Annotated in this window: 16 protein-coding genes; 4 read left to right on the top strand and 12 right to left on the bottom strand. The window is 65.7% G+C overall.

Features of this window, described 5'->3' with window-relative positions:
- The first annotated feature begins 112 nt into the window (after positions 1 to 112).
- From MTX19_RS17820 to MTX19_RS17810, 3 genes are all read left to right on the top strand, one after another.
- Positions 113 to 571, top strand: coding sequence for an outer membrane protein assembly factor BamE (locus MTX19_RS17820; protein ID WP_280977686.1), 459 nt, complete (start codon positions 113 to 115; stop codon positions 569 to 571).
- A gap of 176 nt (positions 572 to 747) precedes the next feature.
- Positions 748 to 1,098, top strand: coding sequence for a zinc ribbon domain-containing protein YjdM (locus MTX19_RS17815; protein ID WP_280977685.1), 351 nt, complete (start codon positions 748 to 750; stop codon positions 1,096 to 1,098).
- A 176-nt stretch (positions 1,099 to 1,274) separates the two neighbouring features.
- On the top strand, positions 1,275 to 2,282 hold the full coding sequence (locus MTX19_RS17810; RefSeq protein ID WP_280978637.1) for a tripartite tricarboxylate transporter substrate binding protein: 1,008 nt from the start codon (positions 1,275 to 1,277) through the stop codon (positions 2,280 to 2,282).
- A gap of 119 nt (positions 2,283 to 2,401) precedes the next feature.
- Here MTX19_RS17810 and MTX19_RS17805 read toward each other — a convergent pair whose 3' ends face one another.
- From MTX19_RS17805 to glyA, 8 genes are all read right to left on the bottom strand, one after another.
- Complete coding sequence (locus MTX19_RS17805) at positions 2,402 to 4,522, bottom strand: sodium-translocating pyrophosphatase (protein ID WP_280978636.1); 2,121 nt, start codon at positions 4,520 to 4,522, stop codon at positions 2,402 to 2,404.
- A gap of 220 nt (positions 4,523 to 4,742) precedes the next feature.
- A complete protein-coding gene (thiL, locus tag MTX19_RS17800) occupies positions 4,743 to 5,744 on the bottom strand; it encodes a thiamine-phosphate kinase (protein WP_280986081.1) in 1,002 nt (333 codons plus the stop codon).
- A 138-nt stretch (positions 5,745 to 5,882) separates the two neighbouring features.
- Positions 5,883 to 6,377 (bottom strand): transcription antitermination factor NusB, encoded by a 495-nt coding sequence (gene nusB / locus MTX19_RS17795; protein ID WP_280977681.1) that lies wholly within the window; start codon positions 6,375 to 6,377, stop codon positions 5,883 to 5,885.
- Between the two features lie 2 nt (positions 6,378 to 6,379).
- A complete protein-coding gene (ribH, locus tag MTX19_RS17790; RefSeq protein WP_280978635.1) occupies positions 6,380 to 6,871 on the bottom strand; it encodes a 6,7-dimethyl-8-ribityllumazine synthase in 492 nt (163 codons plus the stop codon).
- A 112-nt stretch (positions 6,872 to 6,983) separates the two neighbouring features.
- A complete protein-coding gene (locus MTX19_RS17785) occupies positions 6,984 to 7,592 on the bottom strand; it encodes a riboflavin synthase (protein WP_280984825.1) in 609 nt (202 codons plus the stop codon).
- Positions 7,593 to 7,700: 108 nt separating this feature from the next.
- The gene (gene ribD, locus MTX19_RS17780) at positions 7,701 to 8,852 is read right to left on the bottom strand and encodes a bifunctional diaminohydroxyphosphoribosylaminopyrimidine deaminase/5-amino-6-(5-phosphoribosylamino)uracil reductase RibD (RefSeq protein ID WP_280978634.1); all 1,152 of its coding nucleotides are present in this window, start codon (positions 8,850 to 8,852) and stop codon (positions 7,701 to 7,703) included.
- Positions 8,849 to 9,331, bottom strand: coding sequence for a transcriptional regulator NrdR (nrdR, locus tag MTX19_RS17775; RefSeq protein WP_280977677.1), 483 nt, complete (start codon positions 9,329 to 9,331; stop codon positions 8,849 to 8,851). The genes ribD and nrdR overlap by 4 nt, the downstream gene beginning before the upstream one ends.
- A gap of 80 nt (positions 9,332 to 9,411) precedes the next feature.
- Positions 9,412 to 10,725, bottom strand: coding sequence for a serine hydroxymethyltransferase (gene glyA / locus MTX19_RS17770; protein ID WP_280978633.1), 1,314 nt, complete (start codon positions 10,723 to 10,725; stop codon positions 9,412 to 9,414).
- A 469-nt stretch (positions 10,726 to 11,194) separates the two neighbouring features.
- Here glyA and MTX19_RS17765 point away from each other — a divergent pair, with 469 nt between their 5' ends.
- A complete protein-coding gene (locus MTX19_RS17765; protein WP_280978632.1) occupies positions 11,195 to 11,365 on the top strand; it encodes a hypothetical protein in 171 nt (56 codons plus the stop codon).
- A 169-nt stretch (positions 11,366 to 11,534) separates the two neighbouring features.
- Here MTX19_RS17765 and MTX19_RS17760 read toward each other — a convergent pair whose 3' ends face one another.
- The 4 genes from MTX19_RS17760 to MTX19_RS17745 all read right to left on the bottom strand — a co-directional run bounded on the left by MTX19_RS17760 (position 11,535) and on the right by MTX19_RS17745 (position 15,904).
- Positions 11,535 to 13,034 carry a tripartite tricarboxylate transporter permease gene (locus tag MTX19_RS17760; protein ID WP_280978631.1) on the bottom strand — a complete coding sequence of 500 codons (1,500 nt, stop codon included), beginning with the start codon at positions 13,032 to 13,034 and terminating at the stop codon, positions 11,535 to 11,537.
- Entirely contained in the window at positions 13,034 to 13,531 is a 498-nt protein-coding gene (locus MTX19_RS17755) for a tripartite tricarboxylate transporter TctB family protein (protein ID WP_280978630.1), read from the bottom strand. The genes MTX19_RS17760 and MTX19_RS17755 overlap by 1 nt, the downstream gene beginning before the upstream one ends.
- Positions 13,528 to 14,496, bottom strand: coding sequence for a tripartite tricarboxylate transporter substrate binding protein (locus MTX19_RS17750; RefSeq protein ID WP_280977672.1), 969 nt, complete (start codon positions 14,494 to 14,496; stop codon positions 13,528 to 13,530). The genes MTX19_RS17755 and MTX19_RS17750 overlap by 4 nt, the downstream gene beginning before the upstream one ends.
- A 226-nt stretch (positions 14,497 to 14,722) precedes the next feature.
- Entirely contained in the window at positions 14,723 to 15,904 is a 1,182-nt protein-coding gene (locus MTX19_RS17745) for a HoxN/HupN/NixA family nickel/cobalt transporter (RefSeq protein WP_348638381.1), read from the bottom strand.
- Positions 15,905 to 16,670 lie beyond the last annotated feature (766 nt).

Genomic DNA, 16,670 nt, shown 5'->3' with positions numbered 1-16,670 from the left:
TGAGGGCTCGCCCGTTGGAGGCTCGGCTATATTGCAATCCATTGAGCTGCCCGGTACGTCAACGCCTCGCCCGATGCAAGGGGACGGATCAGTTCCGCCGATGAACCACATTATGCCAAGACAGTCCCGCGGTGCGCGCGGCCTATTCTCGCGCATCCGCGCGATCGCCGCTGTTGGTCTCGTCTGTGCCGCCCTCGGAGCATGCACCGGCGAGCAGTTCCAGAAGGGCTACATCCTGCCCGACGGCGCGCTCGAGCAGATTCCGATCGGCGCGAGCCAGGACCAGGTGCTGATCGTGCTTGGCACGCCATCCACGGTCGCCACGCTCGACGGCGAAGTGTTCTACTACATCTCGCAGCGGACCTCCCGCCCGGTCGCCTTCATGAACCAGCACGTGATCGACCAGCGCGTGATCGCGGTCTATTTCGACAAGAACCGGCAGGTGCGACGGCTCGCCAATTACGGCCTGAAGGACGGCAAGATCTTCGACTTCGTCAGCCGCACCACGCCGACCTCGGGTCAGGAGATGTCCTACCTGACGCCGCTGTTCAAGCTGCTGAGCTTCAACTAGCCGCATCTTCCTAGCGAAGCGGGGGCCGGTTCGCGTGAAGCAACTGCGCCCAGCAAGCACGGGAGATTCCGTTCTGATCCAGGGAGCCCACCGCCCATTTGGCGCGGCGGGTTTTCTCTTGCTTTGCCGGTCCACGGCCCTACGGTGCGCCGGCCACGACGGAGACGATGTCGACCATGGACGCTTCAATGAGCTGCCCGAAATGCAATTCCGAGCATGCCTATCGGGATGGTGCTCTCTGGGTTTGCCCGGAATGCGCCCATGAATGGAGCGCCGAGGCGGCCGCGGCTGCGGAGACCTCGCAGGAGACCGGCGTGCGCGATGCGCACGGCAACCTGCTGGCGGACGGCGACAGCGTCATCGTGATCAAGGACCTCAAGGTCAAGGGCTCGTCATCGGTCGTCAAGGGCGGCACCAAGGTCAGGAACATCCGTCTCACCGAGGGCAGCGACGGACACAACATCGCCTGCAAGATCGACGGCATCGGTGCGATGAACCTGAAGTCGGAGTTCGTGAAGAGGGCTTAGTGCGCTCGCCCCGTGGCGCCTGAGCTCGGCCGATCCAAGCGCGATCGGAGCGTGCTGCGCGAATTGCGCAATGTCGATCAAGAGTTGGAACACCTGCGCCAAGTTGCCGCTTGCCCGAGAGACAGGCGGTCCCCTAGGGTCGCGCGCAAACAACGTGTAACCAAGGGGGCAAACGCATGATCCGCAAGAGATTTTCCCGTCGTACGGTTTTGTCGGGCGCTGCCGCGCTGTCGGCCGCGACGATTCTGCCGCGCGCGAGCCTGGGGGCCGGTGAGTGGCGACCGACCGAGACCGTCCGGATCATCGTGCCGGCGGCCGCGGGCGGCTCGACTGACGTGATGGGACGGCTCCTCGCCGCGCACCTGCAGCCGATCTGGGGCCAGTCGGTCGTCGTCGAAAACCGATCCGGTGCGGGAGGCACCATTGGCACCGCGGAGGTCGCCCGCAACAAAGGCGACGGCCACACCATCCTGATCGGCAATCCCGGGCCGAACGCAATCGCCTACAGCATCTTCAGGAACCTGACCTACAAGGCCGACCAGCTGCAGCCGGTCTCCAACATGATCCGGATCCCGAACATCGTCACGGCGCATCCCACGACCGGTATCAAATCCATTCCGGAGCTGATCGCTCATCTGAAGGCCAATCCCGACAAGCTGACCTATGGCTCATCCGGCACCGGACAAAGCCCTCATCTCACCGGCGCCTGGTTCCTGCAGCTCACCGGCCTAAAGATGACGCATGTGCCGTTCCGCGGCGCCGGCCCTGCCCTGCAGGCCGCGCTCGCCGGCGACATCCAGATCCTGTTCGACAACCTCTACCCGTCGCTGCCGCAGGTGCTCGACGGCAAGCTCAACGGACTCTGCGTCACCACGCCCGAACGCAGCGACTCCGCGCCGAAGCTGCCGCCGATGCGCGAGACTGCGCCCGAGCTTGCCAGGTTCGACGTCTCGTCCTGGTTCGGCGTCTTCCTGCCCAAGGCGGCGCCAGCTCCCGTCGTCGATGAGCTGAGCCGGCAGATCAAGGCGATGCTGGAGCGTGACGACGTCAAGAAGAACATCGCCGGCATGGGCGCCCGCGCCGACTACGGCACGCCGCAGCAATTCTCGGATTTCGTCGGAGCGGAGGCCACGAAGTTCGCCGCCATCATCGAGAAGGAAGGCCTGCAGATGGAGGTGAAGTAGTTACCGCTATTGCCGCCGTCATTGCGACAGCAATGACGCGGTGACATTTTCGCGTCCCCCGAAACCAAAAACCCCGCGGCTCGCACCGCGGGGTTTTTGCTTCAGTCGGAGGCTGCCGTTCAGTGCGCGAGGATCGCGAGCAGCAGCAGCGCCACGATGTTGGTGATCTTGATCATTGGGTTCACCGCCGGGCCCGCCGTGTCCTTGTAGGGATCGCCGACGGTGTCGCCGGTCACCGCCGACTTGTGGGCGTCGGAGCCCTTGCCGCCATAGTGGCCGTCCTCGATGTATTTCTTGGCGTTGTCCCAGGCGCCGCCGCCCGAGGTCATCGAGATCGCGACGAACAGGCCGGTGACGATCACGCCGAGCAGCATGGCGCCGACCGCGGAGAACGCTGCAGACTTGCCCGCCGCGCCGCCGCCCGCGATCGCATACATCACGAAGTAGACCACGATCGGCGACAGCACCGGCAACAGCGACGGGACGATCATCTCCTTGATCGCCGCCCTGGTCAGCAGGTCGACCGCCTTGCCGTAGTCGGGCTTGTCGGTGCCCTGCATGATGCCGGGCTTCTCGCGGAACTGGCGGCGCACCTCCTCAACGATCGCACCCGCTGCACGGCCCACCGCCGTCATGCCCAGCGCGCCGAACAGATACGGCAACAGGCCGCCGAACAGCAGACCCACAACCACATAGGGATTGTTGAGCGAGAAGTCGGGATTGACACCCTTGAAGTAGGCATGGGCGTTGCCGTCGCTGATGAAGAATTTGAGGTCCTGGTTATAGGCCGCAAACAGCACCAGCGCGCCGAGACCGGCGGAGCCGATCGCGTAGCCCTTGGTCACCGCCTTGGTGGTGTTGCCGACCGCGTCCAGCGCGTCGGTCGACTTGCGCACCTCCTTCGGCAGCCCCGCCATCTCGGCGATGCCGCCGGCATTGTCGGTGACCGGGCCGAAGGCGTCGAGCGCGACGATCATGCCGGCCAGCGCCAGCATGGTGGCAGTTGCGATCGCGATGCCGAACAGGCCAGCAAGGCCGTAGGTGACGAGGATGCCGGCGATGATCACGATCGCAGGCAGCGCGGTCGCTTCCATCGAGACCGCCAGACCCTGGATCACGTTGGTGCCGTGACCGGTGACCGAGGCGGCCGCGATCGACTTCACCGGGCGATAGTCGGTGCCGGTGTAGTACTCGGTGATCCAGATGATCAGGCCGGTGACGACCAGGCCGACCACGCCGCACCAGAACAGCGACAGGCCGGTATATTCGACGCCGTCGAGCTTGCCGAAGCCGATCAGCCAGTTGATGACCGCGGCAACGCCGATCAGCGACAGCACGCCGGTGGCGATCAGGCCCTTGTACAGCGCGCCCATGATCGACTGGCTCGCGCCCAGCTTGACGAAGAAGGTGCCGATGATCGAGGTGATGATGCAGATGCCGCCGATTGCCAGCGGCAGCGTCATCATGTTCACCAGGATCGGCGTCTTGGCGAAGAAGATCGCGGCGAGCACCATGGTGGCGACCGCGGTCACCGCATAGGTCTCGAACAGGTCGGCCGCCATGCCGGCGCAGTCGCCGACATTGTCGCCGACATTGTCGGCGATGGTGGCCGGGTTGCGCGGATCGTCCTCGGGGATACCGGCCTCGACCTTGCCGACGAGGTCGCCGCCGACGTCAGCACCCTTGGTGAAGATGCCGCCGCCGAGACGGGCGAAGATCGAGATCAGCGAGGCGCCGAAGCCGAGCGCCACCATGGCGTCGACCACGGTCCGGCTGCTCGCCTCCAGGCCGAGGAAGTGGACCAGCACCATGAAGTAGATGGTGACGCCGAGCAGCGCGAGACCCGCGACCAGAAGGCCGGTGATCGCGCCCGCCTTGAAGGCGAGCTCGAGGCCGCCGGCGAGCGAGGTGGTCGCCGCCTGCGCGGTGCGGACGTTGGCGCGCACCGAGACGTTCATGCCGATGAAGCCGGCCGCGCCCGACAGGATGGCGCCGATCGCAAATCCGATCGCGACCAGCACCCCGAGGAAGTAGGCCAGCAGCAAGAAGATCACGATACCGACCATGCCGATGGTCGTGTACTGGCGCCGCAGATAGGCCTGCGCGCCCTCACGTACGGCGGCAGCGATCTCCTGCATGCGCGGATTGCCTGCATCCGCGTTCAGGACCGACGAGGTGGCCCAGATCGCGTAGACGATGGAAAGCGCCCCGCAGAGCACAATCACCCATAATGCTGTCATTGAATGTTGCCTCAGATCCTTGATGTAACCCCCGCGCCTTTTTGCTGGCGCTTATTTTGCGAGGATCATCCCTCCCCAAGAAAGGGATGGCCTCAAATCGGGCGCGACCTTGCCAAAATCGTTAACCCCGCGCAACGGCACCGACGGCCGAAAACGCCGATATTGGCAGCTATTTAGAAGGAAAGTCGCGCCTTGCGGCCCGGGCTTCTAGACCGGGCTTCTAGAAATGGCTGTAGGACAGCCGCTCCAGCGCCAGTTCCCTGCCCTGCCCATCGAGAAAGCTCGGCGGCGAATGTCCGGCGATGACCCCGCCGATCGCCGTGACTGCGACCCCGGCCTGCCGCGCCTCCCGGGTGAAGGCCTCCATGCGATGGCCCGGGATCGCACACAGAATCTCGTAGTCGTCGCCGCCGGCGACCAGCGTCTCGATGCCGATCGCCTTGCGCGCCAGCAACCCGGCCGCCGCCGGCGACAGCGGGATGCTCTGCACGTCGATCACGGCCGAGACGCGCGAGGCCGCGCAGAGTTTTGTCAGATCGCCGGCGAGACCGTCGGACACATCCATCGCCGCGCTGGCGTGGCTGCGGATTGCCTTGGCGAGCGCATTGCGTGGCTGCGGCACCCGGTAGCGGGCGGCCAGCATCTCTCTTGCCGCGGCGTCGCCGGCGAGCGCTTCGGCCGCCCGCCCGCCCTTCAGCACGTCGAGCCCGAGCACGGCATCGCCGATGCTGCCGGTGACCATCACGCGATCGCCCGGATGCGCACCGCTGCGATGCACCATCCGCCCGGCCGGCACCCGCGCGAACGCGGTGATCGAGATCATCAGCGGACCCGGCGTCGACACCGTATCGCCACCGAGCAGCGGGCAGCCGTAATGGGCTGCGTCCTCGCCGAGCGCGGCCGCGAACGGCTTCAGCCAGGCCTCCTCCGCCCCGCGCAGTGCCAGCGTCAGCACGAAGCCCGCGGGCACCGCGCCCTTCGCCGCAATGTCGGACAGGTTCACCCGCAGCGCCTTGCGCGCCAGCGTGTCGGGCGGATCGCCGGGAAGAAAATGCACACCCTCGACGATCGCGTCGGTGGTGACCACAATGTCCTCGCCGGCCGCTTTCAGCGCCGCGGCGTCGTCGTCGAGATTGAACGCGCCCGGGTGGGTCGCGAGCGGCTTGAAATAGCGCGCGATGAGGGAGTCTTCGCCGGATGGACCATTATGACGATCTGCCATGACGCGCGCCTCACCCTCGTCTGTCATCGCCCGGCTTGACCGGGCGATCCAGTACACCGCGGCATCGGTTGTCGTTGACGACTGCCGCGGCGTACTGGATCACCCGCATGCGCGGGTGACGACAGCTGAGCGCGTGACTCACCCCCGCACAAACTCATCCGCGCGGAACTGGCGCGCGATCTGGTCGAGCACGGCGTTCACCATGCCGGTCTCGTCCTTCTCGACGAAGGCATGCGCGACGTCGACATATTCGGAGACGACGACGCGGCCGGGCACGTCCTTGCGATGCTCGAGCTCGTAGGAGCCGGCCCGCAGCACGGCGCGCAGGATCGCATCGATCCGCTTCAACGGCCAGCCCTTCGACAGCGCGTCGTCGATCAAGGGATCGAGCTTGGCCTGGTCGCGCACCACGCCGGAGACGACGTCGCGGAAGAATGCAGCCTCGGCCGGCAAATATTTTTCGCCTTCGACCTCGTTGCCGAGCCAGTGGCTCTCGAACTCCGCGAAAATGTCGTTAAGGCCGGCGCCGGCGATATCCATCTGGTACAGCGCCTGCACGGCCGCGAGCCGCGCCGCACCGCGCCGGTTGGCTTTCCTGTCGGGACCCTTCGCCGGCTTCTTGCTCTCTGCCATGATCAGGCCTTTGCCAGACGGCGTTTGATACGCAGCATCGCGAGCGCCGCGCGCGCCGCGTCGCCGCCCTTGTTCAATTCGCTGGCACGCGCCCGCGCCCACGCCTGGGCCTCGGTGTTGACGGTCAGGATGCCGTTGCCGAGCGGGAATTTCCGGCTGACCGCCAGATCCATCAGCCCGCGCGAGGACTCGTTGGAAACGATCTCGAAATGGATGGTGTCGCCCCGCACCACGCAGCCCAGCGCAATGGCCGCTTCATAGGGCTTGCCGCCCGCTTCCGCCGCATCGATTGCAATGGCGATCGCGGCCGGAATCTCCAGCGCGCCCGGCACCGTGATCACGTCATGGGTCACGCCGGCCGCCTTCAGCTCGGCCACCGCGCCCTCCAGCAGCGCATCCTGGATGTCGTCATAGAACCGCGCCTCGACGATCAGCACGCGTGCGCCGGAGATGTCAGTCTTGTCCTTCAGGAGTGCGCGCCGCGCGTCAGCCATTGTCTACCTTCGTCATTGCCGGGCTTGCCCCGGCGATCTGTCGCGCCGGAAGGCCATCTAGTTAAGAGGATGGTTACGCGGGTCAAGCCCGCGTATGACACATTTGCGATCGCTATTTCATCTCCGACAGCCGCGCCGCGTAGCGGGCCATCAGATCGACCTCGATATTGACCTCGCTGCCGGTTTTCCAGCCGCTCAAGGTCGTGACCTCCAGCGTATGCGGGATGATCAGCACGGAAAAGGTCACGTCATCGACCGTATTCACGGTCAGCGACACGCCGTCCAGTGTCACCGAGCCCTTGGCCGCGATGAAACGCGCGAGCTCGCGGGTGGTTCTCAGCTCGAAGCGCGCCATGTCGGGCAGGTCGTCGCGCTTGACGATGGTCGCGATCCCGTCGGCGTGCCCGGCCACGATATGGCCGCCGAGCTCGTCGCCGATCTTGAGCGCGCGCTCGAGGTTGAGGCGGGTTCCCTCGACCCAGCGCTTCGCCGTGGTCATGCCGAGCGTCTCGGCCGCGGCGTCGACGTCGAACCAGGTCTTGCCGCCGGCCGTGCCGGAGGCGACCACCGTGAGGCAGACGCCGTTGCAGGCGATCGAGGCGCCGTCGGCGATCGTGGTCTGGTCGTAGCCGCAGGCAATTCGCATCCGATGCAGCTGCCCCTGCGCCACCTGCTTCAGGCTGGTGATTTCACCGACATCGGTGACAATTCCGGTAAACACGACAAACCTCACATTGTTCGTCATGCCCGGGCTTGACCCGGGCATCCACGCTTGGCCGCAGCGGCAAAGCAAATCGTGGATGGCCGGGACAAGCCCGGCCATGACGCTCTACGAACGGTCGTAGATGGTCAAAGCATCTTTTTCGAGCGTCTCGCTAGCACGAAGCCTGAAGGTCGGCGACTGCGTGATTGCGGCGAGCGGCATTGCGCCCAGCGCGGGAACGCCGTCGGCGCCGACGGTATCAGGCCCGCGCAACAGCCAGATTTCGTCGACGAGGCCCGCGGCGACGAAGGACGACGCGACCCGCGCCCCGCCCTCGACCATCAGCCGCGTGATCCCCTTCTCCGCCAGCGCATGCAACACGGCCGGCAGATCGAGCCCGGGCTGGGTCGCGGTCGAGGCGACGCGGATCACCTGCGCGCCGGCGGCGCCGAGCTTCACCGCGGCGGGCGCTTCCGCCATGTCTGATGTCATCACCCAGAGCGGAGTTTCGCGCGCGGAATGCACCAGGCGGCTGTTGCCCGGCGTCCGCAAGGCGCGGTCCAGCACGACGCGGACCGGAGAACGCGCCGCCATGCCCGGCAAGCGGCAGGTGAGCAACGGATCGTCCGCCAGCACGGTGCCGATCCCGACCAGGATCGCGTCGCTCTGCGCGCGCAGCAGATGCACGCGGGTTCGCGCCCCATCGCCGGTGATCGCGACGGGCCGGTTGCCGGCGGCGGCAATCTTGCCGTCGGCGGACACTGCGAGCTTGAGGATCACATGCGGGCGCCCGTCACGGACACGGCGGAAATGCCCGGCATGGTCACGCGCGGCCTCCGCGGCGCACAGCCCAACATCGACGATAATGCCGGCGGCGCGCAGCTTGGCGTGCCCCTGCCCTGCGACGTCCGGATTGGGGTCCTCGATCGCTGACACCACGCGGGCGAGACCGGCCGCGACGATGGCGTCCGCGCAGGGCGGCGAGCGGCCGAAATGCGAACAGGGTTCGAGCGTCACGTAGAGCGTGGCGCCGCGGGCGGCGGGACCGGCGCGCCGGAGCACCTCCACCTCGGCATGCGGACGTCCGCCCGCTTGCGTCCAGCCGCGGCCGACGATCACGCCGTCCTTGACGATCACGGCGCCGACCGCCGGATTGGGCCAGGTCCGCCCCAGCCCGCGGCGGCCGAGCGCAAGCGCGAGCTGCATGAAGCGCAGATCGGCCGCCTTCGCGTCCCTGGATTTCTGCGCGAGCTGATCTTCCAGAATGCGGAAGATCATTTTCGCAACGTCGCGATCTGCGGGTCGTCCTCGCCGTGCAGCTCGCCGAGCACGGCCTCGAAGTCCTTGGCCTCGCGGAAATTGCGATAGACCGACGCAAAGCGCACATAGGCGACATCGTCGAGCTGGCGCAGATGCTCCATCACGATCTCGCCGATTGCCTCCGAGGACACCTCCGCCTCGCCGCCGCTCTCGAGCTCGCGCACGATCGCGGACACCATCTTCTCCAGCCGCTCGGAATCCACCGGACGCTTGCGCAAGGAGATCTGCAGCGAGCGCACCAGCTTGTCGCGGTCGAACGGCACCCGGCGGCCGTTGCGCTTGATCACCGTGAGCTCGCGGAGCTGCACCCGCTCGAACGTCGTGAAGCGGAAGTTGCAGGCCATGCAGACGCGCCGCCTGCGGATCACAGCGGAATCCTCGGTTGGACGCGAGTCCTTCACCTGCGTATCAAGACTGTTGCAGCTCGGACAGCGCATCCGACGGAGCCCCTAACCGAGCATGATCCGGAAAAGTGTGTAGCGGTTTTCCGACAAGATCATGCTCAAACAAGACGACACTACTGATAGATCGGGAAGCGATCGGTCAGGGCCTTCACGCGTTCCTTGATCGCAGCCTCGACCAGCGGCGCCTTGCCATCCGGCGACTGCGCGAGCGCGTTCAGGACCTCGGCGATCATGCCGCCGACCTGCTTGAACTCCGCGACGCCAAAGCCGCGGGTGGTCGCCGCCGGCGTGCCGAGCCGCAGGCCCGAGGTGACGAACGGCTTCTCGGGATCGAACGGGATGCCGTTCTTGTTGCAGGTGATGCCGGCGCGGACCAGCGCCTTCTCGGAGATGTTGCCCTTCAACCCCTTCGGACGCAGGTCGACCAGCATCAGATGGTTGTCGGTGCCGCCGGAGACGATGTCGAGGCCATGGCCGCGCAGCGTCTCGGCCAGCGCCTTGGCGTTCTCGACCACGTTCCTGGCGTAGACCTTGAACTCCGGCTGCAGCGCCTCGCCGAAGGCGACGGCCTTCGCCGCGATCACATGCATCAGCGGGCCGCCCTGCAGGCCCGGGAAGATCGCCGAGTTCAGCTTCTTGGTCAGGTTCTCATCGTTCCACAGCATCAGGCCGCCGCGTGGACCGCGCAGCGACTTGTGCGTCGTGGTCGTGGTGACGTGGGCGTACGGCACCGGCGAGGCATGCACGCCGCCGGCGACGAGGCCGGCGAAATGCGCCATGTCGACCATGAGGTAGGCGCCGACAGAGTCGGCGATCTCGCGGAAGCGCTTGAAGTCCCAGGCGCGTGAATAGGCCGAGCCGCCGGCGATGATCAGCTTCGGCTTCACCTGCTCGGCCTGCTTGGCCACCGCATCCATGTCGATGATCTGGTCCTCGCGCCGCACCGTGTAATGCGCGGCCTTGAACCACTTGCCGGACATGTTGACCGGCGAGCCATGGGTGAGATGGCCGCCGGCCGCCAGGTCGAGGCCCATGAAGGTATCGCCGGGCTGCAGCAGCGCCAGGAACACCGCCTGGTTCATCTGGCTGCCGGAATTCGGCTGGACGTTGGCAAAGCCAGCGCCGAACAGCTTCTTGGCGCGATCGATCGCCAGGTTCTCGGCAACGTCGACCCACTCGCAACCGCCATAGTACCGCGCGCCCGGATAGCCCTCGGCGTATTTGTTGGTCATCACCGAGCCCTGCGCTTCCAGGACCGCCCGGCTGACGATGTTCTCCGAGGCGATCAGCTCGATCTCATGGCGCTGGCGGCCGAGCTCGCCCTTGATCGCGGCCGCGATCTCGGGATCGGCCTCGGCAAGCGTGGCCGTGAAGAAGGAATCGGGCGCGGAAGCAGTGGTTGCAGCGTTCTTGGGCGAAGAGGTCATCGGCGAAATATCTCCACCGCCGCAAGCCTTTACACGGGATGCGGACGGTCACGAGTGGCGGTCGAAGCTGGTTGCAGAGCGTTACCACATCGGCCCAAAATGGCCAAGCGGTTGCGGTCCCCGGCCGCCAATTATGCCAGATATGGTGGGAATGGCGGGGATTCGCCAGATCGAACCGGGACCGGGCTCCCGCCCCCGGGGCCCCCCGCCCCGACCGGAGCAGGCGGCCAAACCTGCGGAACCGGTGCTGGCCGCGGGACGCCTGAGACGCCGCCGCCAGCGTTACATAACCGGCAACGCCGTGTGATAGATGGGCCGATCGGGATTCGCGAATGGATCCTTTGCGGGGTCCATCACGTCATTATTGATTGGTTGTGCAGTGTGAAACGCGGCCGCGTCGGCGACGCGCCGTAGCATGCGACGGGCAGGATATGCGGCGAGGAGCGCGGCTTTGGTCGCGATCTGGATGATGAGCAAGACGACCAAAGAACTCAAGAAGCAGGCCCGCAAGGCCGAAGTCGCGGCAAAGGCGACCGCCGATGAGATCGTGACCAAGGAGCTGAAGGCGCTCGCGTCGGCGTTTCGCGCCCAGGCCAAGGTCATCAAGCAGAACAAGAAAAAGAAGACCTCGCCTGCGTGACCGCCGGCTCGCGCATTTGTGCGCGGCTTGCACACGACGATACCGCCGACGACGCGCGCCAATGATTGCTGGGCGCACGCAGCTCTCGACTCCTTCCTCTCCGCAACGCTGTCAGCGCGCTGGCGCTGACGACGAATTGCACACCGCCACATCGTAGCGTGTCGCAGCGCTAATCCTCATTCGCCTTGAACCGTCCCAACCCCTTCAGCACGAACGGCGCCAGCAGGGCGATCAGCGCGATCGCGAGCAGCGTCGCCGACATTGGGCTTTGCAGCAACACCAGGGGATCGACAAGGCTGATCGCCAGCGCACGGCGCAACTGGCTCTCGGCGATCGGCCCGAGGATGAGCCCGATGACGACAGGCGCGATCGGGAAATCGAACCGGCGCATCACAAAGCCCATCACGCCAAAGCCCGCCAGCATCGACAGTTCGACGACCGACGGTTTTGCCGCGATGGTGCCCATGGTCGCGAACACCAGGATGCCGGCGTAGAGCCAGGGCTGCGGGATCGCGAGCAGCCGCACCCACAGGCCGACCAGCGGCAAATTGAGCACCAGCAGCATGCCGTTGGCGATGAACAGGCTCGCGATCAGCCCCCACACCAGCTCGGGCCGCTCGGCAAACAAAAGCGGCCCGGGGTTCAGGCCGTATTGCTGGAAGCCTGCCAGCATCATCGCCGCGGTCGCCGATGTCGGAAGTCCAAGCGTCAACAGCGGCACCAGCGTGCCGGCGGCGGAGGCGTTGTTGGCGGCTTCCGGCCCGGCGACGCCTTCGATGGCCCCCTTGCCGAATTCGTCCGGATGCTTGGTCAGTCGCCGCTCGGTGGAATAGGACAGGAAGGTCGGGATCTCCGCGCCGCCGGCGGGCAGCGCGCCGATAGGGAAGCCGAACAGCGTGCCGCGCAGCCATGGCTTCCATGACCGCCGCCAGTCCTCGCGCGTCATCCACAGCGAGCCGCGCACCGGCTCCAGCTTCTCTTCCGTATGATGACGGCGCGAAGCGACGTAGAGCGCCTCCCCCACCGCGAAAAGGCCGACCGCCAACGTCGTCACCTCGACGCCGTCGAGCAGTTCGGGGATGCCGAAGGCGAGCCGCGCCTGACCGGTCAGCTTGTCGATGCCGACAAGCCCGAGCGTCAGCCCGATGAACAGGCTGGTCAGCCCGCGGACCGGAGAGTCACCGAAGGTTGCCGAGACCGTGACGAAGGCGACGCACATCAGCGCGAAGTAATCCTCGGGTCCGAAGCGCACCGCGAAATCGACCAGCCAGGGCGCCAGGAAGGCGAGACCGATGGTGGCGATGGTGCCAGCCACGAACGAGCCGATCGCCGAGGTCGCGAGCGCCGGACCGCCGCGGCCGGCCTTCGCCATCTTGTTGCCCTCGAGCGCGGTCGCCATCGACGCGCTCTCGCCCGGCGTGTTGATCAGGATCGCGGTGGTCGATCCGCCATACATGCCGCCGTAGTAGATGCCGGCGAACATGATCAGCGAGCCGCCGGGATCGAGCTTGTAGGTCACCGGCAGCAGCAAGGCGACCGTCAGCGCCGGACCGATGCCCGGCAACACACCGACCGCGGTGCCGAGGAAGACGCCGATCAGCGCATAGAGCAGGTTCATGGGCTGGACGGCGACCGCCATGCCATGCGCCAGCGCGGCGAAGGTATCCATCACAGCAGTCGCTCCAGCGGGCCGGTGGGAAGGCTCAGCGTCAACAGCTTGTCGAACGCGAGATAGATCAGCGTGGTTATGACAAGCGCGATGGCGGTGTCGGCCAGGATGGCGCGCCGGCCGAATGCGGCCGAGGTTGTGACGAACAGCGCCGAGGTGGCGAGGATGAAGCCCCCGCCGAAGCCGATGATGGCGATCAGGAGCGCAAGCCCGCCGATGATCAGCCACACCGGCCTGGGATCGGCGCTCTCGCGCGGCGGCAGCTTGCCGCGCAACGCGTCGATCAGATTGCCGACGGCGAGAATGGCGAGGCCAACGGCGATGACAATGGGCATCGCCTCCGGCCCCATTCCGTACATCGTGGTGGACGGCAGCTTGCTCGCGTCCCAGACCAGCACCGCAGCCACCACGGCAAGCGCGGCTGCGATGACAAGGCCCGCGCGATCGACGCACAGCGCTGGTTGGTGCGCCTCGGCGGGGGCGCTGTCCGGCGTCATGACTTCACGAGGCCGACGGACTTCAGCACGTCGGTCACGCGCACGGTCTCCTTCTTCAGGAAATCCGCGAACGCGTCGCCGCCGAGATAGGCATCATCCCAGCCCTTCTGCTTCAGGATCTCCTTCCAGGCGTCGGACTTGACCATCTTCTCCACGGCGTCGCTCAGCGTCTTGCGCTGCTCCGGCGTGATGCCGGGCGGCGCGACCACCGAGCGCCAATTGGCCAGCACCAGATCGATGCCCTGTTCCTTGAAGGTCGGAATGTCGACGCCGGCCAGACGCTTCGCCGAGGTCACGCCGAGCGCGCGCAGCTTGCCGGCCTTGATCTGACCCTCGTATTCGCTCAATCCCGAGATGCCTGCCGTGACCTTGCCGCCGAGAATGGCGGCCAGCGATTCTCCGCCGCCGGAAAACGGAATGTAGTTGATCTTCCTGGCGTCGGCGCCGACCGCGCCCGCGAACAGCGCGGCCATCACGTGGTCGACGCCACCGGCCGAGCCGCCGGCAAAGGTCACCTTGGCGATATCGGCCTTGACGGCGGCTGCGAGATCCTGCGCGGTCTTGATCGGCGAGTTCGCGGGCACCACAATGACCTGAATCTCCTCGGTGAGACGCGCGATCGGCGTCACCTGATCGAGCGTCACCGGCGACTTGTTCATGGCGAGCGCCCCGACCATCACGAAGCCGTTCACCATCATCTGGTTGCCGTCGCCCTTGGCACCGTTGACGAATTGCGCGATGCCGACGCTGCCGCCGGCGCCGGGGACGTTCGTCACCTGGACGCTGCGCGCGACGCCGGAGGCGACGAGCGCCTGCTGCATCGATCGCGCGGTCTGATCCCATCCGCCGCCAGGCGCCGCCGGCGCCATCAGCTTGAGCTCGAGCTGCTGCGCGGTCGCCGTATGGCTCGCTCCCAGCATCAGCGCGACGATCGCGCCGAGCAGGCGCATGCGGGACGGGATCATTGGGGCTCCTCCTGATTATCGGAGCGGCCGATCGATCATCGCCGCATCCTGTCACGTGGTCGCATCGTCAGTCGGCGCGGCGTTGTTTGAAGGAATCGCTTGCCGATGTCGGATGCCCCTAGCGACCATTCGACACAGGCTTCGGCAAGCCGACCGGTGCGACAACCCGGTGCTGCAAATCGTCGCACTGCCGAGCGTGCGGTTCGATGATATGCGGCGCTCCGAATCAGGCGGTCGCAGCCGCGCGGTTGGCGGTCCGCTCCGCTGCTCTGACCTGATTGCACGGCGAACCGCCCTTCCCGGGCAACAACGATCTCGGGCAGCGTCGGCCCCTCAGCCTACCGGGCTTTCGCCCTTGATCTCGTCGAACCGACCCAGCCGATACGCCAGCACCGAGATCAACCACGCGGCGATGAACACGCCTGAGATATCCGAGCAGGCTGAAATCATCACTGATCTTGCCGACGAGATCCCAGAAGGGTCCCTGAAGGTCGAGCTTGCTCGCGATGAGACCCAGCGCTTCAATGCCGCCGATCAAGAGCGCCACGATGATCGAGATCAGGGTCATGGTCAGATTGTAGTAGAGCTTGCGCACGGGTTGCCGGAACGCCCAACTATAGGCCTGAACCATGATGATGCCGTCGGCCGTGTCGATCAGCGACATGCCGGCGGTGAATAGCGCCGGAAATACGAGGATCGACCATACCGGCAGGCCGGCGGAGCCCTGCGCGGCGGAAATTCCGATCAGGCCGATCTCGCTCGCGGTGTCAAACCCCAGGCCGAACAGAAAGCCGAGCGGATACATTTGCCAGCTCCTGGTGATCAACGCGAACAGCGAGCGCAGCATGCGGGCAAAGAAGCCGCGCTGTTGCAGCAGCTCGTGAAGCTCCCGCTCGGTCGCGTGATCGCCGCGGCGGGACGCTTGAAAGGCGCGGTAGACCGAGATCAGGATCATCGTATTGATCAGGGCGATCACCAAGAGAAACGCGGCAGACACCCCGGTCCCGATCACGCCGCCGAACGCCTTGAAGCCCTCGAACCTGGCTTCGAGGGCGCCAACCGATAGCGCAACCAGCAAGGAGGCCGCGATCACCACCGTCGAATGGCCCATCGCGAAGAACAGGCCCGCCGCCAGCGGCCGCTTGCCGTCCTGTATGAGCTTGCGCGTGACGTTGTCGATCGCCGCGATATGATCGGGGTCGACGGCATGTCGAAGCCCGAGCGTGTAGGCAAGCGATGCCGTTCCAAGCAGCAGCGGATAATCGCGGAAGCTGAGATAGGCCCACAGCCAGACCGCGACATTCACCAGGATCAGCAGCGCACCGAGACAATACGCCTTCGCCTTGGCATCCGCCGCCTCGTCATCGAACAGTCTTGAGATCAATGCACGCCCGCCGTCGCCGGTCATCAGCGATCCCCGCTGGATCTCTGCAGTTCGATTTACCCGGCAGATCGACGCTAGCGGCAGCTGTATGACGATACAATACGAATGTCATACCGCATCCAGCTCACCGCCCGTGTGAGGGAAAATTGTCACGCAATCGAGCGCGCTGGCGCCACGGCGACGCGCCCGAAAGCAGCAAATTGTCCAACAATTCCAACGCAACTCACCCTGTCCAGCCCCCTCAGTGAAAATATTTCTGTTTTTCGGAAATGCAACTTGGTGTATGAATGGCCCGTCTCACCCGCTTGAGGGGCGCTTCGCGATCGTCACGAGTGTTGGGTCGAGATGCGGTGGACGCGGAGTGCGCAACTGACGAGTGCGCATGAAGCGGACGGTGAAGTCGTGTGGTTCCGACGCCCCAGTGGCAGGTGTCTCCTCGCTAAGCACGCGAACGCGTCTTTGCGAAGACGGTGACAAAAAAGCCAAGTCTCGCCGGGGAGAGCACATATAAGCCGTAAAACCATCGCGCAGGGAAAGCCGGGATTGCTCCGGTTACACCTGTGGTCCTACCTCCCGTGCTTTCCATTTGCACGGGACCCATGGGTGCGATCGGCACCCGGCTTTCCCTGCGCCCTCTGATCAATAGAGGGCGGAACGAGATGCAAAGCTCGGACAAATCATGTCGCGAGAATGCGGTGTCACATCCTCTCAGTTGTCATGCCCCGCGCATGCGGGGCATCCAGTACGCCGCGGCCTGTCGGTCAAGCCCTGACGTCTCTGGAATACTGGA

Origin of the sequence: Bradyrhizobium sp. ISRA464, from assembly GCF_029910095.1 — a bacterium.
Lineage (GTDB): Bacteria > Pseudomonadota > Alphaproteobacteria > Rhizobiales > Xanthobacteraceae > Bradyrhizobium.
This window is presented reverse-complemented; position numbering and strand designations above follow the sequence as displayed.

Excerpts from the sequence above, each read along its gene's own strand:
- MTX19_RS17820 (WP_280977686.1), top strand. The coding sequence starts at position 113 with ATGCCAAGACAGTCCCGCGGTGCGCGCGGCCTATTCTCGCGCATCCGC.
- MTX19_RS17815 (WP_280977685.1), top strand. The coding sequence starts at position 748 with ATGGACGCTTCAATGAGCTGCCCGAAATGCAATTCCGAGCATGCCTAT.
- MTX19_RS17810 (WP_280978637.1), top strand. The coding sequence starts at position 1,275 with ATGATCCGCAAGAGATTTTCCCGTCGTACGGTTTTGTCGGGCGCTGCC.
- MTX19_RS17805 (WP_280978636.1), bottom strand. The coding sequence starts at position 4,522 with ATGACAGCATTATGGGTGATTGTGCTCTGCGGGGCGCTTTCCATCGTC.
- thiL (WP_280986081.1), bottom strand. The coding sequence starts at position 5,744 with ATGGCAGATCGTCATAATGGTCCATCCGGCGAAGACTCCCTCATCGCG.
- nusB (WP_280977681.1), bottom strand. The coding sequence starts at position 6,377 with ATGGCAGAGAGCAAGAAGCCGGCGAAGGGTCCCGACAGGAAAGCCAAC.
- ribH (WP_280978635.1), bottom strand. The coding sequence starts at position 6,871 with ATGGCTGACGCGCGGCGCGCACTCCTGAAGGACAAGACTGACATCTCC.
- ribD (WP_280978634.1), bottom strand. The coding sequence starts at position 8,852 with ATGATCTTCCGCATTCTGGAAGATCAGCTCGCGCAGAAATCCAGGGAC.
- nrdR (WP_280977677.1), bottom strand. The coding sequence starts at position 9,331 with ATGCGCTGTCCGAGCTGCAACAGTCTTGATACGCAGGTGAAGGACTCG.
- glyA (WP_280978633.1), bottom strand. The coding sequence starts at position 10,725 with ATGACCTCTTCGCCCAAGAACGCTGCAACCACTGCTTCCGCGCCCGAT.
- MTX19_RS17765 (WP_280978632.1), top strand. The coding sequence starts at position 11,195 with ATGAGCAAGACGACCAAAGAACTCAAGAAGCAGGCCCGCAAGGCCGAA.
- MTX19_RS17760 (WP_280978631.1), bottom strand. The coding sequence starts at position 13,034 with ATGGATACCTTCGCCGCGCTGGCGCATGGCATGGCGGTCGCCGTCCAG.
- MTX19_RS17755 (WP_280978630.1), bottom strand. The coding sequence starts at position 13,531 with ATGACGCCGGACAGCGCCCCCGCCGAGGCGCACCAACCAGCGCTGTGC.
- MTX19_RS17750 (WP_280977672.1), bottom strand. The coding sequence starts at position 14,496 with ATGATCCCGTCCCGCATGCGCCTGCTCGGCGCGATCGTCGCGCTGATG.
- MTX19_RS17745 (WP_348638381.1), bottom strand. The coding sequence starts at position 15,904 with ATGACCGGCGACGGCGGGCGTGCATTGATCTCAAGACTGTTCGATGAC.